The organism is Dictyoglomus sp. SSW (genome assembly GCF_055181335.1).
Genome location: NZ_CM143705.1, coordinates 649,026 through 667,671 on the forward strand (window position 1 = coordinate 649,026; position 18,646 = coordinate 667,671).

An 18,646-nucleotide genomic window follows, 5' to 3' on the forward strand; every position below is an offset into this window, starting at 1 on the left:
GAGGCAGATAATTATGAAGATATATGTGGATGGAAGGGAAGTAATAATAGGAGATAATGAGAGAAACCTTCTTGAAGCTCTAAAGAAGGTGGGCATTGAGATACCTAATCTATGTTATTTATCAGAAGCATCTATTTATGGGGCCTGCAGACTTTGCTTAGTGGAGGTAAATGGGAAGAATATTGTCACATCTTGTAACTTAAAGCCAGAAGAAGGAATGATAATAAGAACTAATACTCCCGAAATATATGAGGTAAGAAAAGGTATATTAGAACTTCTTTTGGCATCCCATAATAGAGATTGTACCACATGTGAAAGAAATGGAAGCTGTAAACTCCAAGAGTATGCAGAAGCCTTTGGTATAAGAGAAATAAGGTTTGATAATGTAAGAAAAGATGGTGGTGTAGATAAGCTCTCTCCTGTAGTAAGGGATAATACCAAATGTATACTTTGTGGAGACTGTGTTAGAGTTTGTGAAGAACTTCAAGGGGTTGCCGCCATAGATATTGCGGGAAGGGGTTTTGTATCAAAAGTTACACCAGCCTTTGAACATAGTTTGGCAGATGTTGAATGTGTTTATTGTGGTCAATGTGTCGCATATTGTCCTACAGGAGCTCTTTATGTAAGGAACGACATAGATAAGGTTTATAATGCATTAAAGAATAAGAAGAAAGTTGTAATTGGTATGATGGCACCTGCTGTTAGGACAGCTATTCAGGAAGAATTTGGAATGGAAAAAGATCTCTTTGTAGCAGGAAGGGTAAGTTCATTTTTAAAGATGTTAGGTTTTGTAAAGGTTTTTGAAGTACCTTTTGGGGCTGATCTTGTAGCCTATGAAGAGGCACACGAATTCTTAGATAGATTAGAGAAGGGAGAAAGACTTCCTCAGCTTACATCTTGCTGTCCTGCATGGGCAAAATATGTGGAAGAGTTTTTTCCAGCCTATATAGATAACTTATCAACAGTTAAATCCCCACAACAAGCCTTGGGTACTGTTATAAAAGAGATATACTCTAAGGAGATCGGGGTACCCAAAGAAGATATATTTTTAGTATCCATCATGCCATGTACAGCTAAGAAGTATGAAGCAGAAAGACCGGAACATAATGGAATAGTGGATGTGGTTTTAACAACTAAGGAACTTATACAGATGATAAAAGCAAGTGGTATAAAATTATCGAATTTTAATCCTGAAGCCTTTGATAAGCCCTTTAATTTATATTCTCAGGGAGGACTTGATTTTGGCAAAACAGGAGGAGTATTAGGTACTGTACTCTCTGTAATAAATGATAAGGTTAAGATTAAGGAATTCAAAGAGGAAGAAATAGAAAAGGGGATAAGACTTTTCAATATAACTCTTGGAGATGGTAAGGAAGTAAAGGCTATGGCAGTATTTAACTTAGGTAATGCTAAAAAGGTTATGAAAGATATAAAGGATGGAATTTTACAAGTAGATATTATAGAGGTTATGGCTTGTGGTTATGGATGTATAGGTGGAGGTGGACAACCTTATCCTAATGATACTATAGTAAGAAAAAATAGAGCTAAGATTCTAAAGGATATGGTAAGTGTAAATCCAATAAAAACTCCTCAAGAAAATCCATACCTTATGGATCTATATAATAAATACTTAAAGCATCCTTTAAGCCACGAAACTCATCGTCTATTGCATACCACTTATTCGCCTAAACGAAGAGTTCCTGAAGAAGATATTGAAATCTTAACTCTTCCTTTGCCTGACGAAGAAAAAATAAAGGTTAGGGTTTGTCTTGGGACTTCTTGTTATATGAAAGGGTCATATAAAATTCTTTCTGATCTTATAGAAATGGTAAGAAAAGAAGATTGGGCAAAAAATGTTGAAGTTGTGGGTACTTTCTGTACAGAAAATTGTGACAAATCTCCCAATGTTATGATAAATGATATACTTATTAGTGAGGCTAATACTGATAAGATAAAGGAGATGTTAAAAAGGTATGTTAAAGGAGAATAAAGAATTCATAATGTTTCCAAAAGCTACTTTAGAGAGGCTTAAATTATATCATAGACTTCTTTCTGAGGAGAAAAAAGAATATATTTCTTCTGAAGAGATAGGAGAAAGACTTGGCATTCTTCCAGAGCAAGTAAGAAAAGATTTATCATATCTTGAGTACAAAGGGAAGCCTAAGGTAGGTTATAATGTAAAGGATCTGCTGGAGGAATTAAATCGGTTATTTGGTATTGGAAAATCAACTAAGGTTATAATCGTTGGAGCGGGAAATTTAGGTACTGCTATTACAAACTATCCCGGATTTGCTAACTATAATATTGAAATTGTTGGTATCTTTGATAATGATCCCAATAAAATTGGAAAGAGAATTGGAGATTTAGTAGTTCTTCCTATGGATTATTTAGAAAGAGTCATAAAAAAGTTTAATGTAGAGATAGGTGTAATGTGTGTACCTAAAGAATCTGCTCAAGAGGTAGCCAATATTTTGGTAGAGAATGGAATAAAGGCTATCTGGAATTTTGCACCCACTTTTATAAAGGTACCTGAGGATGTAATTGTGAGAAATGAGGATATAACCTCTGGACTTTTATCTTTAAAACACATGTTAGAAGTTAAAGAGCGAAAAATCAAAAAAGATTAAATATTTTATCTGCGATCTCTTTATCTTCTCTATCCTCCTGGTGGCTAACCATCAGGAGGGTCGTTTTTTTATTATTATCTAAATGATATTTAAGAAAGGCTTTAGCTTTTTCTTTCAGATTTATATCCAGAGATTTGAAGGGTTCATCAAGGAGTAATAAATTATGGGGAATAGTAAGAGTCCTTACAAAAGAAAATATCTGCAGGTAACCTCCACTAAGTTGGTGAGGAAATAGATTCAGGTAATTTTTCAATTTAAAATAATCTATAAGTTCTTTTAATTTTACTGAATCTTTACAAGTTAAATTAAGATTCTCTTCCATATTTAACCAGGGCAAAAAGATAGGATTTTGAAACATAAAGGATATTTTAATGCCTGGTCCTATTTCTACAATACCTTCATCAGGTTTTATTAGGCCTGCAATAATTTTAAGAAGAGTGGTTTTACCACAGCCATTTGGGCCTTTGATTACAATTTTTTCTCCTTCTTCTACTTTCAAAAATATTCCATTTAATACTTTTTTGTCATCAAAACTTTTTTTCAGGTTTATAATATTAATTGCAGTCACGATTTAAGATCCTCCTTTAAGATATTCATTTTTCTAAATATGTATTCTAAGAGTTTACTTATAATAAAGAGATATATAGATATGGCATAGATATATTCAGTATTGAGAAAGGTTTTTGCATAGCTTAAGAGAAAGCCTATTCCATTATTAGTAGCAAAAAATTCAGACATGGCTGATATTTTGAAGGATGAAATGGTTGAATTTGCTAATACTGGAAGTATAAATGGTTTAATATAAGGAATTAGGAATTTGGTAATATAATCCTTTTTAGAGATGGGATATATTTTGAAAAGTTCTATATATTCAGTAGGGACATTTTTAATAGCATGATAGACAGGAAGATAAAGATTAGGAAATAGCATAATGAAGGTAGTAAAAATGACAGTTCTGCTTCCAAAACCAAACCATAGTAAGGCTAAGGTAATCCATATAATTAAAGGATTACTCTGAAAAATATCTATTATATTCCTTATTCCCACATAGAATTTTTTATTTTTTATGTTTCCTAATATAAATCCTATAAAGAAGGCTAAAAAGAGGCCTACTAATGATCTAATAATAGTTAAACTGAGGTGGTATAAAAATTCTGTGTCACTAAGTAAAGAAATGGTCTTTAAGATTACCTTATGGGGATAAGGGAATATGGCAGGGGAATTCACCCTTAACCCCATAAGGTACCAAAATATAAAAAATATAATCCAAAATATTATTTTAAATCTTAAAGAATTCTTCATTAGGCAATTTATTATCTATTACTTGAGGTGTTTTTTCCAAAATAAAGTTTAAAAATGTTAATAAGTCTTTTTTAGCTGAGTTTCCTTGATATCTAAAGGAATGTCTCTTAAAGGATAAGTTTATTATATTTTTATCTATCTTCAATATACTGGATGCTTTTTCTATAAAAGGATCTGGATTATCATGAAGTTTCTTGAAATTATCCCTAAAAATTCTATCTATTTTTATTACTAAATCTTTCCTTATTTTCTCATTAATACCTATAGATGTTATAGGAAGATGGGCTTTATTAAAATCTCTATATACTCTTTGGATATCAAGGATTATAGATCCTCCTTCAGAAAGGCACATGGAAACATAGGGTTCTGGAAGTAGGGCATAATTTATCTTTTTAGCTATAAAAAGTGTGGTTATTTCTTGAGGTGTAGAATAGTAGATATGGACTTTGTCTTTTAAATTCTTTTCCTGTAGATAAATAGAAAATATAATATCTTGGGTTGATCCTTTTTGAGCGATATATATATTTTCTCCTACAAAATCTTTCTTATTTTTATTAGTAACAAGATAAAAAGAAGCCCAGTTAAATGTGGCTAAATGTCTTGCTTTAATAATTCCTTTATTTTGAAGATTTACAAGGGTTACAAAAGGAGAAATCAATATATCAAAATTCCCATCTTTAACTTTTATTGCCAGTTCATCAATTGTTCTCCAAATAATAAAGTTAAATTTTATATCTACTTGATTATTGCTTGACATTAAAGGAGCAAAGGGAATTATAGATGGTCCAAAAGGTATTAAAACATTTATCTCTTGAATTTGGGAAAAGGTGTTTGCTGAAAGAATAAAGAGAAGAATGGTTAATGTGAAGATTAGTTTAGATATATTTTTCAAGCTATCACCTCCACAAATTGTTATTTTTTTCACGAATTATTATATCAAAGAAATATTTAAGAAATATTAAAAATTATTAATCGTGATCTTTTTAAATTCTCTATTTTTGATGTATAATTACATCTGTTTATGGATAGTGGTTTAAAGAAAAAGTTTAAAAATTTAATATTTAGACAAAACGTCACTCAGGCAGCAATCTTGATTACAATCCTTGCAACTATTAGTAGGATAATAGGCTTTTTAAGGGAAATGATGATTGCTGCCTTTTTTGGAGCAAAAAAATTTACTGATAGTTTTATAGTGGCACAAGCTATACCTGGAGTTCTTGCGGGACTTATTTCAGGAGCATTATCAGCAGTATTTATACCTCTTTATGCTGAATGGAGAGAAAAGAAAGGAAAAGAAGAAGCAGAAAGGTTTACTTCTATTCTTCTTACTGACATATTGATAATCCTTATTGGTACTACACTTCTTGCGTACTTCTTAGCTCCCTTTATAGTTAATATTTTGGCTCCAGGATTTAATCAAGAAACAAGAAATCTTACTTTAAGTTTTACCTATATTATGCTTCCTTCTATCATATTTTGGGGCACTTATGGTTTAATTACTGGACTTTATAATTCTCAAAAAAGTTTTTTTATTCCAAATCTTGCAGGACTACTTGGAAGTGTTATTTTCATTATATCTATATTTTTATTTCATAAAATATTTGGGGCTTACATACTTCCATGGGGCTATCTTGCTAATGTATTTGTCCAATATATTCTTCTTATTCCAGCTCTTAAAAGAATTGGGGTAAATTTAAGATGGGAGTTTAATCTAAAATATGAGGGTCTAAAAAAAGCGCTTATCCTTATAGGGCCTATATTCTTGGGACAAAGTGTAGGAATCTTAAATATGGCAGTGGATAGAATTTTTGGATCTTATCTCTCTGAAGGTAGTATATCAGCCTTGAATTATGCAAGTAGAATTTATCAACTTCCTATGAATTTATTTGTAAATGCCCTCGCTACAGCCATATATACTGACCTTGCTTTTAGTGCTCAAAATGATAATTTAGAAAAATTCAAACTATCTATAGAAAAAATCATAAGAGCACTGTTATTTTTTATTATTCCAGCCACTTTTGGACTCATATTTCTTTCAACCCCTATAGTCCAGCTTGCTTTTCAAAGAGGAGCTTTTGATGCTATTGCTACCCAAAGGACATCAGAATCGTTAACCTTCTATTCTATTGGATTAGTATTTATGAGTATTAATTTAATTATGGTGAGAGGATTTTATGCCCTTCATGATACAAAAACACCTACTATTAACTCTATTTTAGCTCTCCTTTCAAATATAGCATTAAACACTATATTTATTAAACCTCTTGCCCATAGAGGTCTTGCTCTTGCTACTTCTTTAGCTTCTTTTATTTCTTTTGTACTGCTTTACAGATCCTTTAGATTAAAAATAGGAGAAGTTCTTTCAAAAGAGACCAAAAGAGATATTATAAAATTTATGATTTCTGGAGCTCTTATAGGTATGCTTGCGTTTTTTATCTATAAATTTTTAGATTGTGTTTTACCATCAAAACAAATCTATCTTGCTTTTAATTTATTTTCTGCTATAGGTATTGTTGTGATGTTATATCTATATTTAGGAAAAAGATGGAAAATTGATGAGGCAAGAAAAATTTGGAGTCTAATTGATAAAGGTTTAAAATTAGTATCAGGAATTTTGGGAATTAAATAATCTCCCTCTTTAAAAAATCTTTGAACTCTTCCAATAAATTCTTAAGAGTATTTAAACCCATGTTTAATGTACTTCCCTTATATTTGAAAATGAAAAAATTTTAAAAAGGGGGTAAGTTAATGTTTAAGAAAAAAAGTATAACAGTAGTATTAGTAATGGGGAGTTTACTTTTAGTTTTTTTACTTCTATCTTTATTTAATTTTTTAAATCCTGCAATGGCAAATATGGAAAAGGTAAAAGCAAAAATAGCAATATTTTCTGATCCTCATTACTTCAGCCCTAACTTGTTAATTAAAAGAGGTCCTAAATTTGAAGAATATATTATGATGGATAGAAAGATGATCTTAGAAAGTCCTGCTATTTTAAAGGCGGTAATAGAAGATCTTAAAAGTAGTGATGTGGATATTGTTTTGATTCCAGGAGATTTGACAAAAGATGGGGAAGAGATATCTCATCTTGAATTTGCTGATTATTTAAAGGAACTAAAAGATAACGGTAAAAAAGTTTATGTTATAAATGGTAATCATGATATAAATAATAATCATGCTTACAAGTATGATGGGGATAAGGTAGAAGCTGTAAAAAGTGTGACACCAGAAGAGTTTAAGAAAATTTACTGGGAATTTGGATATAAAGAGGCAATAGCTGTGGATAATAATTCTTTAAGTTATGTAGTTGAACCTATAAAAGATGTAAGGATAATCGCTATAGATGCATGTAAATATAATCCATATTCAAAAACAGAGGGTGAAATATCGAAAGAGACTTTAGACTGGATTTTAAAACAAGTTGAAATTGCTAAAAAGGAAAACAAAATTGTTTTTGGAATGATGCATCATGGTATTTTAGAACACTTCGAAGGTCAAAAGATGTTATTTCCTGAATATATTATAAATAATTATGAGGAAGTAGCTAAATTATTTGCAGAAAAAGGACTAAATGTGATATTTACTGGCCATTTCCATGCCCAAGATATAGTGAGAAAGGATTTTCAAAATGGTAATTTTCTCTTGGATATAGAGACAGGTTCTCTTGTTACATATCCTTGTCCTTACAGAATGATAACATTAACAGAGGATAACAAACTAATTGTCGGTAATAAAAAGGTAGAAAAGATTGATTTCGATATAAAAGGTATTTCTTTTCAAGACTATGCTTATGACTTTTTAAAGACAGGGATAAAAAATATTATCCCACAATATTTTGCGGGTTATTTAATGAAGAAAGGTTTATCAAGGGTAGAGGCAATGTTAAAGGCCAATAATCTTTTATCTATTGATTTACCCTCGGATATAGCTCCAAATTCCAAGATCATTGATATTTTGCCTGATGCTATTATCTCTCATTACAAAGGAGACGAGAAAATTAGTAAATTAGTATTAGAATTCTTTGATAATTTAGCACATTCTGAGGATGATAATGAAATCTTAATAGGAAAAATTTTGATTTCTTATTTTTCTGATCTTCCCCCTGATGACAATGACACTGTAATAGACTTGAATCTTAATGTTGTTAAATAAATAACCTTAGTAAAAATCTTATTTTTCTAATTCCCCCTTTCGTCATGAATAAGGCGAAAGGGGTTTTATTTTTGTATGAGGGAATATATAATATAAACTTGTCTTACTAAGTAACTGAAAAAAATAAAATTTCATAAAGGTGTAATTTAATATGATGAGATTAAAGAAATATATAAAGAATAACTTGCACTTTTTTTTATCGGCTATTTTCTGCGCTATTTTGGCTTTATCTCTTGATATGTTTAATCCTAAAATTGTTGGAGTGCTTGTTGATAAAGTAATTATAGGGAAAGATATAACTCCTTTATCTCGATTACTTCTATTCTTAACTTTGATAACAATTTCCAGAGTATTTCTTGGATACTTTAAAGAATATTTTATGGATTTAGGTGGATCAAGACTTGCTTATGAGCTGAGAAAGGATCTTTTCGAACATCTTCAAACTTTGCCTTTTTCTTTTTTTGATGGCATAAATACTGGTGAGCTTATGTCCCGAATCAGAGAAGATATTGAAAATATTTGGTTTACTTTTGGTTTTGGGTTGGTCTTTTTTATAGAACAGCTTTTTTATTTTATTATCGCCAGTATAATCCTTTTCTCTATTGAATTCAGATTAACTTTAATAGTACTTCTCGTAATTCCCTTTATCGGCTATACAGCTTATAGACTTGAAAAAGAAAATGATGAGGTATATGGAGAGATATCAGATCAAGGGGTTAGAATGAATACTACTGCTCAAGAAGATATAGCTGGAATAAGAGTTGTAAAATCCTTTGGTAGAGAGAAATATGAGATAGAGAAGTTTTTTAAAGAGAATATGAGAAATTATGAGTTAAATGTAAAACAGGCAAATATTTTTGCAAAGTATTTTCCTTGGATGGAATTTTTAACTAATTTTTCAATAGCTTTATCTATTACTATTGGTGGACTTTTAGTAATTGCAGAAAAGATGTCTATTGGTACGTTAGTTTCTTATTCATGGTATGTTTCTATGATTGTATGGCCTGTGAGATTAGGGGGTTGGATTGTTAATATGTTAGCTCAGTGTTTGGCTTCCTTAAAGAAGATAGATAAGTTATTTAAAGAGAGATCGGAAAGACCTTACATAACTGAGAAAGTAGATATTAGGGATATAAAGGGAGAAATAGAGTTTAAGAATGTATCTTTTAAATATAAAGATGAGTATGTGTTAAAGAAAATTAGTTTCCATCTAAAACCTGAGGAAACTCTTGGTATTATTGGGCTCACAGGTTCTGGGAAGACCACTTTAGTGAACTTATTAGGAAGATTTTATGAGCCTTGGGAAGGTGAGATATTAATAGATGGTATTGATATAAGAAGAATTGATTTAAAATTTTTGAGAGAACATCTTTCATATGTTCCTCAAGATATATTTCTTTTCTCTGATACAGTAAGGGAGAATATAAAACTTGGGAAGGATATAGATGATGAAAGAATAATACAAGCTTTAAAGGATACAAGATCCTATCACTTTGTAATGAGGCTACCAGAAAAGCTTGATACTGTTATAGGAGAAAGAGGTCTTGGCCTTTCTGGAGGTCAGAAACAAAGGCTAACTATTGCTCGTGCATTGGTAAGATCTGCTAAGATTTTGATTCTTGATGATCCTACTTCTGCTCTTGATTTGGAGACAGAGCTTTATATTCAAAAATCTTTGGAGAAATATAAGGGAGTAACAAAAATTATTATTGCTCATAGGATTTCTGCAATAAAAAATGCTGATGAAATAATAGTACTTGATAAGGGAGAGATTATAGAAAGAGGAAAACATGAGGAACTTTTAAGAAAAAAGGGTAGGTATTATGAGATTTATCAAGAGCAGTACGGAAAATTTGCCTTTATTGAGGGGGAATTAGTTTAAATGCCTTATGCATTAAGAGAAGACGAAAAGTTGGAAGAGAAGGTAAGTATAGACATACTTAAGAGGCTTTTTAAATATTTGAAGCCATATAAGAGAGAAGTCTTTATAGTATTATTTTTCATTTTTGTAGTTATGGTGGTCGATTTACTAAATCCCTATTTTATAAAATTTGCTATTGATAGATTTATTAAAGATAAGGATAGTAATGGATTAATTCTTGTTGGCATTTTAATGATTGTCTTAAATCTCATATCTATGATATCTGCTAAGAAAAGAACTCAAAGAATGTCAAAGATTACCCATGGAATATTATTAAATATTAGGCAAGATTTGTATAATCATATTCAACAGCTTTCTTTTACCTTTTTTGATGAAAGACCAGTGGGAAAAATTTTGGCGAGAATAATAAGTGACGTAAACTCTTTAGCAAATCTTTTTAATATGAGTATTACAAATCTTATACCTGATTCTGTTACTATAATTGCTACTTTGTTAATAATGTTTTATCTTAATTCAAAACTTGCTTTATACGCTATGTCTATGCTGCCTCTTTTGTTTGTAGTTCTTTTTTCAATACAAACCATAAGCAGAAAAAGATGGCAAGTAGTAAGGAAAAAGGGATCTACCCTTAATGCTTTTACTCATGAAAACTTTTCTGGAATAAGAGTTGTTAAATATTTTACAGCAGAAAAATATAGAGCAAATATATTCTCAGAGCTTGCGTGGGATGTAAGGCAGGCTTTTGTTAGAGCTGTGAGAATAAATGATTTATTCTGGCCTATGGTGGAGTTTTCTTGGGGAATAGGTACTGTTATAACCTTCTATTTTGGAGTAAAGATGATAAATTCAGGTGATATTTCTGTAGGCCTTCTTATTGCATTTACAAGCTATATAGGCATGTTTTGGAGACCTATAATGAACCTTTCTAATTTATATAACAATTTTGTTATAGGCATGGCAAGTGCGGAGAGAATATTTGAAATAATGGATATAGAGCCCAATATAAAAGAGGAAGAAGATGCAATAGATATTGATATAAAGGGAGAAATAGAATTTAGAAATGTCTCCTTTTCTTATGATGGAAAGAGAAAGGTTTTGGATAATGTAAGTTTTAAAATAAAACCTGGGGAGAAAGTGGCTCTTGTTGGACATACAGGTGCAGGTAAAAGTACTATTGTTAATCTGTTATGTAGATTTTATGATCCACAAGAAGGAGAGATTCTTATTGATGGGATAAATATTAAAAAGATTAAATTAGAGAGCTTAAGAAAACAGATCGCAGTAATGTTTCAGGATACATTTTTATTCTCGGGTACTATTCTTGAAAATATAAAATATGGAAGACTTGATGCTACTTATGATGAAGTAGTTGAGACAGCAAAGAAGGTTTATGCCCATGATTTTATCTCTAATATGGAGAAGGGTTATGATACAAACATTAATGAGCGAGGTATGAGGCTTTCTTTAGGACAAAGACAAATAATTTCTTTAGCAAGAACTCTTATTGCAAATCCTAAAATTATAATACTTGATGAGGCAACAGCGAGTGTAGATACCTATACTGAGAGATTACTTCAAATGGGAATTGAGATCCTTCTTAAGGGAAGAACTTCTATTATTATTGCTCATAGACTATCTACTGTGCAAAATGTTGACAAAATTATAGTTATTGAAAACGGAAGGATTTTAGAGATAGGCAATCATGAGGAACTTATGAAAAAGAAAGGAATTTATTATCATATGTTTATGTCCCAATTTAATTATTGGGAGGAAAGAAATAGTGAAATTGTCTCATAAAAAAATAAACCCCCTGAGAGGGGGGACTCAGGGGGAGGGGGTGAGAGGGGGAGGTGTCTTCTCTAACTTACTCTTTTTACTTTTTTAGACTTACTAACCTTACTTTTTATTCCTAAACTTTTTTAATAACATCAACTTTCGTTAAATAAGGTATCAAATATTTAATATGGTGTCAACCAAAAAGGGTTAAAGTTATATTAATTATTTTAAAAATTTGTTAACATCTATAACTCAATTCCCATAAGTTGTAGAATAAAAACTATCTGCCCAGCATGATAACAGTCATGACTTATTATACCATATAGATTGTCTTCTAATGTACCATATTCTCCAATATTTTTATCAAGGTCATCATCATTCTTGGTTTTTAATATTTCTATAAGCTTATTATGTGCGTCTTCAAGTCTTTTAACTGTATTTTTCCAAGCCTCTTCAGAGGTATCAGTGGGAGTTTTAAAGTCATCTTCGGAAGGAAGATCTTTTCCTTCAAGGATACTTAAGAGATATTCTTTCCCAAAAATTAAATGATTTGTTATCTCCCAAATACTATGGGTATTTTCCTTTTTAAAAACTGCCTCTTTTGAAGTGGCATTTTCAAGAACATCCATTACAGAGTGAGACCATAATCCTTTGTCTTTTTGGAATGCATCATTCATGTATTTTATTATCCTTTCTAAGCGATCTCTCATGATGGACACCTCCTAAAAGGTATATTTGTGGATTTGATGGTCTTGTTTATAGTTTATCATAAATGTAAAATAAAACTTATGAAAAAAGAGATTTTTTTATTAAAAGTATTCTTTTTTATATACTTTTCTGCTTGGGTATTTATCTTCTCCTTTGTACCTGTTTATTTAAGAGAAATAAAAGGTTTTTCTATTGGAATGATAGGGCTTTTATCTGCTATCTCATCGCTTTCTGGGACTATTTTTCAGGTATATATAGGTTATTTATCAGATAAGATAGGGAAGAGAAAGCCATTTATTATTTTAAGCTTTATTATGCTTATTATTCTTTACTCTCTTGTTTTTCCTAAATTGAATAGTTTTTGGACTTTTATATTTGTTTATTTTCTTTTAGGGGTTTTTGTAAGTACTATAACTACTATGGCTAATGTACTTGTTATGGACTATGCTATATCCGAAAATACTGGTACCCATTATGCCTCTATAAGAATATGGGGAAGTATAGGTTTTTTATTACTTATGCTTGTTACAGGTTTTTATCCTAAACTGGTAGAGCCTAAGATTATGTTTGTTATGATTGGTTTAATATATATGTTAGGCTTAACAATAACTCTTATTGTGAAAGAACCTTCTTCTAAGATTAGTGTATCTAAGGTTGACTTTAGGAATATAAAGAGATTAATTTTAAGATCTGATGTTAGAAATTTTCTTTTATTTTACATTATTTACTACGTAGCTCTTCTTGGAGCATCTTCTAATGTGAATCTTTTAATTCGATCCTTAGGGGGTGAAAGTAAACATATAAGTTTTGCTTATTCAGCAAGCTCCTTTTCCGAAATTCCTTTTATGCTTATCTGGGGACGTTTATCTGATAAGGTAGGAAGAAAACCTTTATTAGTATTTACCTCTATTGTTCTTCCTATAAGGATCTTTCTTTATACATTAACTACTAATCCGTGGCATATAATCTTAATTCAATTATTACACTCTTTAACCTTTGCTGTTATAGGTACTATCCCTGTTGTTTATATGAATGATTTAGTTAATCCAGAAGAAAGGGCTACTGCTCAAGGTTTATTAAGTATGGGTATGTCCTTATCTTCAACAATTGGACCTGTAATCTCAGGATTTGTAGCTGATATTTCTGGATTGAAAGGTATGTATCGTTTTCTAACCTTTGTTTCTTTGCTTTCCACTTTAATTTCAATAAAATGTATAAAGGAATCAAAAAATAAGGTATCCCCTGTTTAGGGGATACCTTATTTAAATTTCTACTATTATTTTTTATTATCTTGTTAATTTCTTATGGCAGAGCCACCAATCAAAGCATTCAATTTCTCCTTTTTTAGCAGATTCAAGTCTTTCATTGGCTGTTTTTACATCCTTTGCAGGAGGAATTATTACATGGTCTTTACCAACAACTTCACTATCTGGCCAGTGAGCGGGCATGGCTACTCCATATTTGTCAGATACCTGTAATGCTTCTACTGCTCTTAAAATCTCGTCCATATTTCTTCCTACTTCTTGTGGATAGTAAAGTATTAATCTAATTATTCCCTTATCATCAACGACAAATACAGCTCTTACAGTGTTTGTTCCTTTTCCTGGATGGATTAAACCAAGCTTTTCTGCCACCTTTCCTGTATCATCTGCTATAATTGGGAATTCAATATCAACGCCTAACTTTTCTTTTATCCATTCAACCCATTTTATGTGACTGAAGACTTGGTCAATACTTAAACCTATTAATTCTGTATTGAGAGCTCTAAATTTTTCATATCTTTTTTGAAAGGCCACAAACTCAGTTGTACATACTGGAGTAAAATCTGCAGGATGACTAAAAAGTACAAACCATTTACCTTTATAGTCATTAGGAAGTACTTTCTCACCATGAGTGGTTAAAACTTTCATTTCTGGGAAAGGTTCACCAAGAAGTGGAAGCCCTTTTCTTTCAAGGTTCTCCATAATTACACCTCCTTTTTTAAAATAATTATTATTTTCAATTTTATATTATCACAAATGAAAAATTTTTGCAATATGAGATGATTTAAAAATAAATTTATGAAGATTGTCAGTAGTGACGAAAATCACTTTTAAATTACATTCTTTATGATATAATAAACAAAAAAATGTAGATTAAGAAAGATAAAATATGTTGGGGGTTGAATTGGTTAGAATAATTAAAAAAACTTGGGTACGTATCTTATTGGACTGGTTTTTTTTTATAATTTCTATATTTCTTGCTTTTTTTCTAAGATTTGAATTTTCAATTCCCCAAAAGTATATCCCAATTATAATGTACGCTCTTTTAAGGGAAATTATCATATTTTTTATGTTTTATTTCTTAGTATTTAAAATATATAGAACTCTTTGGGAATATTTTAGTTTAGACGCATTAAAGGATTTAACCCTTGCACTTACTTTTGAAAAGCTTAATTTTTATCTTTTAGGTATGATATTTCCATTAGAGGGTTATCCTCGTTCTATATTTGTAATCTCCTATGTTTTGTCTCTTATAATGCTTTTTTCATTAAGGGCTTTTATAAGATGGTTTTATGAAACTTTTAAACATCCGAAACCTCTAAATAATCATTACAAAAATGTAATTATCATTGGGGCTGGTGATGCGGGAGAGAAAATATTAAGGGAGATTAAAACCCATAAGGAGTTAAATTATAACGTTGTTGGCTTTCTTGATGATGATAAGAATAAAATTGGAAAAATAATTCATGGAGTAAAGGTTTTAGGACCTATATTCTCTCTGCATCAGATTGCAAAGAATAATTCTGTGCATGAGGTACTCATTGCTATACCTTCAGCCCCCTCATCTTTAATAAGGGATATAGTTGGTATGGCTTCTAAATTGAAAATTCCCGTAAAGACACTTCCTGGTATTTGGGAGCTTATAGATGGCAGAGTAAGTATTAACAAGATAAGAAATGTAAGAATTGAGGACCTGCTTGAAAGGGATGTAATAAACTTAGATTCGGAGAAAATAAGGGAATATATAAAAAATAAGAAAATTCTTGTAACTGGTGCAGGAGGTTCCATAGGTTCTGAGATATGTAGGCAAGTAGCAAAATATGAGCCAGAAAAACTTATTCTTCTTGGAAGAGGAGAAAATAGTATTTTTAATATAGAAATGGAATTAAAAAAATATTATCCAGATCTTTCTTTAAAATCATATATAGCAGATATAAAGGATAGAGATAGAATTTTTTATGTCTTTGAAAAGGAGAGGCCTCAGATAATATTTCATTCAGCAGCCCATAAACATGTGCCTCTTATGGAGGAAAATCCTGATGAAGCGATATTTAATAATGTATTTGGTACCATAAATGTCATGGATGCAAGTATACATGTAGGAGCAGAGAAATTCATCTTTATATCTACTGATAAGGCGGTGTATCCTGCTAACATTATGGGAGCTACAAAAAGAATAGGAGAGATGTTAGTTAAATTTTACAATAGTCATTCAAAAACCAGTTTTATTGCGGTAAGATTTGGGAATGTTTTAGGAAGTAGAGGAAGTGTACTGGAGGTTTTTAAGAAACAACTTGAAAGTGGTGGCCCTATTACTATTACAGATCCTGAGATGGAAAGATATTTTATGACTATTCCGGAGGCTGTAGGACTTGTGCTTCAGGCAGGAAGTATAGGAACTTCTGGAGATGTTTTTGTGCTTGATATGGGAAAGCCAGTAAAGATTTTAGATCTCGCAAAAAACTTTATTGAACTTTCTGGGCATTCGGTTGATGATATAGGAATAAAGATAATTGGACTTAGACCTGGAGAAAAATTAAAAGAAGAACTTTGGGAAAAGGAAGAAAAAATTGAAAAAACTTCTCATCCTAAGATATATAAGATAGTTTCAAGTATGGGTATTGATAGGAATACTTTTAATAGAAAACTACAAGAACTACTGGAATCTGCAAAGAAAAGGGAAAAGAAAGAAATTGAAAGGGTAATTATAGGATTAATTCCCACATATAAAAAGGATATGAATTTAACAAAAAAAGTCATAAAAGAAAGTGGAGTATCATAGATTATACATTTCAAAACATAAGGATTAGAGACTGTTAGAAAGAGATTTTATTATTAGTGGTAATGATTTTTGGCTATGTCTGATGATAATTTAGATTTATAAATTTTTGTGTCCTGTAAAGGAAATTGAAATAGAAAATTTGATAGATTATATAGATTATAAAGAAATTATGATATTTCTTTTATGATAAGAGGTAAGTTTATATAAAGAAAGGAAGAGAATTTAGATGGGACTTAATATAGTCTCCATTGTAGGTGCAAGACCACAATTTATTAAACTTGCTCCTCTTTCAAAAGTCTTAAGAGAGGAAGGTTTTAAAGAGACAATTGTACATACAGGTCAGCATTACGATGATAATATGAGTGATATATTCTTTAAAGAACTTGAAATTCCAGAGCCTGATTACAATCTTGGTATTGGATCAGGTTCTCATGGTGAGCAGACAGGAAAAATGTTAATAGCTATAGAAGAAGTACTTATGAAGAGAAAGCCAGATTTAGTTATAGTCTATGGAGATACAAATTCTACTTTGGCAGGTGCTTTAGCTTCATCTAAACTTCATATAAAATTAGCTCATGTGGAGGCTGGACTTAGAAGTTTTAATAAAATGATGCCTGAGGAGATAAATAGAATTGTGACAGACCATCTTTCTGATATACTGTTTTGTCCTACAGAGACAGCAGTTAAAAATTTGGAAAAAGAAGGTATAACAAAAGGAGTTTATTTGGTAGGAGATATAATGTTTGATGCTCTTATGTATTTTTCAAGAATGAGTGAAGAAAAAAGTAAAATATTACAAAACTTGAAGCTAAATCCTAAAGAATATTATCTTCTTACTATTCATAGGGCTGAAAACACAGATAATTATGATAGGTTAAAAAATATACTTTTGGCTATAGCTCAATTTAGAAGAAAAGCTGTATTTCCTATTCATCCCAGAACAAGAAGCAGAATTAAGGAGTTTAATTTAGATAAGTATTTAGACAATGAGAATATTTTATTAATAGATCCTGTTGGATACTTGGATATGATAAGTTTGGAGAAGAATGCCTTTGCCATATTTACAGATTCTGGTGGAGTACAGAAAGAAGCATTTTGGTTAAGAGTACCTTGTATTACTTTAAGGGATGAAACTGAGTGGATTGAGACTGTAAAATATGGATGGAATACATTGGTGGGAGCAAACATAGAAAAAATATTAGAAGCTGAGAGAAATATTAAAGAAGGAGATTATGTAGATTTTAGTGATTACTATTCTGCTCCAAAGATGAAAGAGGTTGTAATAAAGGAAATTTCATAAATTACTTTGATGGTTATGAAAAAAGATATTGTTGAAAAAACTAAAGAAGAGCTAAAAGAGATTATAATAGACTATCCAGTTGATTTTGTAATAATATTTGGATCCTTAGTTAAAGGAAATTTTAGAGAAGATAGCGATATTGATATTGCAATTCATTTACAAAGAGATTTAGAACTTTTGGAGATTGGAGATATAGTTTCTCGATTAGAAACTAAATTGGAGAAGAATGTAGATATTGTGATACTAAATAATCTCTATAAGATGGACCCTGTTATGGCTTTTGAGATAATTTCAAAAGGAATGCCTATTTATGTAATAAATAAGGAAAAATTTGTTGAATTTAAATATAGGACATTTATAGAATATATGGATACAGAGTATTTGAGAAAAATGATGGATAGAGATTTAAAAGAGAGAATAAAAAATAGAAAGTTTGGAATAAGAAAATGATTAAAGAAAGAATAAAAAGATTAGAAGAAAATTTAATAACATTAGAAGAATTTAGGAAAAATACTTCATTAGAAGATGTTTTAGAAGACAAAATTAAACAATGGGCATTGAGATATGGAATTTTAGAGTGTATTCAAGAAGTAGTAGATATATCTTGTGCTTTAGTAAGTAGTAATAATTTAGGAAGTCCTAAAAATTATAGAGAATGTATAGAGATTTTAATAAAAAATGGATATATACCTGAAGATTTAGGTAAAAGATTGATTAATATGATAGGTTTGAGGAACCTACTTGTACATGAATATATGAAAATTGACTTATCTCGTTTGTATGAATTTTTAAATAATGTAGGTGATTTTAGAGAATTCATCTATTATATAGAATTAAATAATTAAATAAAGAACTGGA

Annotated in this window: 16 protein-coding genes; 11 read left to right on the forward strand and 5 right to left on the reverse strand. The window is 30.5% G+C overall.

Going from position 1 to position 18,646, the window contains the following annotated elements; translation table 11 throughout:
• Positions 1-13: 13 nt before the first annotated feature.
• Positions 14-1,990 carry a [Fe-Fe] hydrogenase large subunit C-terminal domain-containing protein gene (locus ACY3JM_RS03050; RefSeq protein ID WP_463082656.1) on the forward strand — a complete coding sequence of 659 codons (1,977 nt, stop codon included), beginning with the start codon at positions 14-16 and terminating at the stop codon, positions 1,988-1,990.
• Complete coding sequence (locus ACY3JM_RS03055; RefSeq protein WP_463082655.1) at positions 1,974-2,627, forward strand: redox-sensing transcriptional repressor Rex; 654 nt, start codon at positions 1,974-1,976, stop codon at positions 2,625-2,627. The genes ACY3JM_RS03050 and ACY3JM_RS03055 overlap by 17 nt, the downstream gene beginning before the upstream one ends.
• On the opposite strand, the gene ACY3JM_RS03060 is transcribed toward ACY3JM_RS03055, so the two are convergent.
• The 3 genes from ACY3JM_RS03060 to ACY3JM_RS03070 are packed head-to-tail and all read right to left on the reverse strand — an operon-like array spanning position 2,614 to position 4,854.
• Complete coding sequence (locus ACY3JM_RS03060) at positions 2,614-3,195, reverse strand: ATP-binding cassette domain-containing protein (RefSeq protein ID WP_463111686.1); 582 nt, start codon at positions 3,193-3,195, stop codon at positions 2,614-2,616. The genes ACY3JM_RS03055 and ACY3JM_RS03060 overlap by 14 nt on opposite strands.
• Positions 3,192-3,866: an ABC transporter permease gene (locus ACY3JM_RS03065; RefSeq protein WP_463111687.1), complete on the reverse strand. Its 675-nt coding sequence runs from the start codon at positions 3,864-3,866 to the stop codon at positions 3,192-3,194. The genes ACY3JM_RS03060 and ACY3JM_RS03065 overlap by 4 nt, the downstream gene beginning before the upstream one ends.
• 40 nt (positions 3,867-3,906) lie before the next feature.
• The gene (locus tag ACY3JM_RS03070) at positions 3,907-4,854 is read right to left on the reverse strand and encodes an ABC transporter substrate-binding protein (protein ID WP_463111688.1); all 948 of its coding nucleotides are present in this window, start codon (positions 4,852-4,854) and stop codon (positions 3,907-3,909) included.
• A 96-nt stretch (positions 4,855-4,950) separates the two neighbouring features.
• On the opposite strand from ACY3JM_RS03070, the gene murJ reads away from it, so the two are divergent.
• The 4 genes from murJ (at position 4,951) to ACY3JM_RS03090 (ending at position 11,757) form a co-directional block, all read left to right on the forward strand.
• A complete protein-coding gene (murJ, locus tag ACY3JM_RS03075) occupies positions 4,951-6,558 on the forward strand; it encodes a murein biosynthesis integral membrane protein MurJ (RefSeq protein WP_463111689.1) in 1,608 nt (535 codons plus the stop codon).
• Positions 6,559-6,677: 119 nt separating this feature from the next.
• Entirely contained in the window at positions 6,678-8,078 is a 1,401-nt protein-coding gene (locus ACY3JM_RS03080) for a metallophosphoesterase family protein (RefSeq protein ID WP_463111690.1), read from the forward strand.
• A gap of 151 nt (positions 8,079-8,229) precedes the next feature.
• Complete coding sequence (locus ACY3JM_RS03085; RefSeq protein ID WP_463082649.1) at positions 8,230-9,960, forward strand: ABC transporter ATP-binding protein; 1,731 nt, start codon at positions 8,230-8,232, stop codon at positions 9,958-9,960.
• Positions 9,961-11,757, forward strand: coding sequence for an ABC transporter ATP-binding protein (locus ACY3JM_RS03090; RefSeq protein WP_463111691.1), 1,797 nt, complete (start codon positions 9,961-9,963; stop codon positions 11,755-11,757).
• Positions 11,758-11,981: 224 nt separating this feature from the next.
• Here the strand turns inward: ACY3JM_RS03090 and ACY3JM_RS03095 are convergent, their stop codons facing one another.
• Positions 11,982-12,446: a DinB family protein gene (locus tag ACY3JM_RS03095; RefSeq protein WP_463082647.1), complete on the reverse strand. Its 465-nt coding sequence runs from the start codon at positions 12,444-12,446 to the stop codon at positions 11,982-11,984.
• 78 nt (positions 12,447-12,524) lie between these two features.
• Here ACY3JM_RS03095 and ACY3JM_RS03100 point away from each other — a divergent pair, with 78 nt between their 5' ends.
• Entirely contained in the window at positions 12,525-13,694 is a 1,170-nt protein-coding gene (locus tag ACY3JM_RS03100; protein WP_463111692.1) for an MFS transporter, read from the forward strand.
• 36 nt (positions 13,695-13,730) lie between these two features.
• Here the strand turns inward: ACY3JM_RS03100 and ACY3JM_RS03105 are convergent, their stop codons facing one another.
• A complete protein-coding gene (locus ACY3JM_RS03105) occupies positions 13,731-14,408 on the reverse strand; it encodes a peroxiredoxin (protein WP_463082645.1) in 678 nt (225 codons plus the stop codon).
• Positions 14,409-14,775: 367 nt separating this feature from the next.
• Here ACY3JM_RS03105 and ACY3JM_RS03110 point away from each other — a divergent pair, with 367 nt between their 5' ends.
• The 4 genes from ACY3JM_RS03110 to hepT all read left to right on the forward strand — a co-directional run bounded on the left by ACY3JM_RS03110 (position 14,776) and on the right by hepT (position 18,633).
• On the forward strand, positions 14,776-16,488 hold the full coding sequence (locus ACY3JM_RS03110) for a polysaccharide biosynthesis protein (protein WP_463111693.1): 1,713 nt from the start codon (positions 14,776-14,778) through the stop codon (positions 16,486-16,488).
• 226 nt (positions 16,489-16,714) lie between these two features.
• A complete protein-coding gene (gene wecB / locus ACY3JM_RS03115; protein ID WP_463111694.1) occupies positions 16,715-17,788 on the forward strand; it encodes a non-hydrolyzing UDP-N-acetylglucosamine 2-epimerase in 1,074 nt (357 codons plus the stop codon).
• A gap of 9 nt (positions 17,789-17,797) precedes the next feature.
• A complete protein-coding gene (gene mntA, locus ACY3JM_RS03120) occupies positions 17,798-18,238 on the forward strand; it encodes a type VII toxin-antitoxin system MntA family adenylyltransferase antitoxin (RefSeq protein WP_463111797.1) in 441 nt (146 codons plus the stop codon).
• Positions 18,235-18,633, forward strand: a complete 399-nt coding sequence (hepT, locus tag ACY3JM_RS03125; protein ID WP_463111695.1) for a type VII toxin-antitoxin system HepT family RNase toxin — start codon at positions 18,235-18,237, stop codon at positions 18,631-18,633. The genes mntA and hepT overlap by 4 nt, the downstream gene beginning before the upstream one ends.
• Positions 18,634-18,646: the final 13 nt, after the last annotated feature.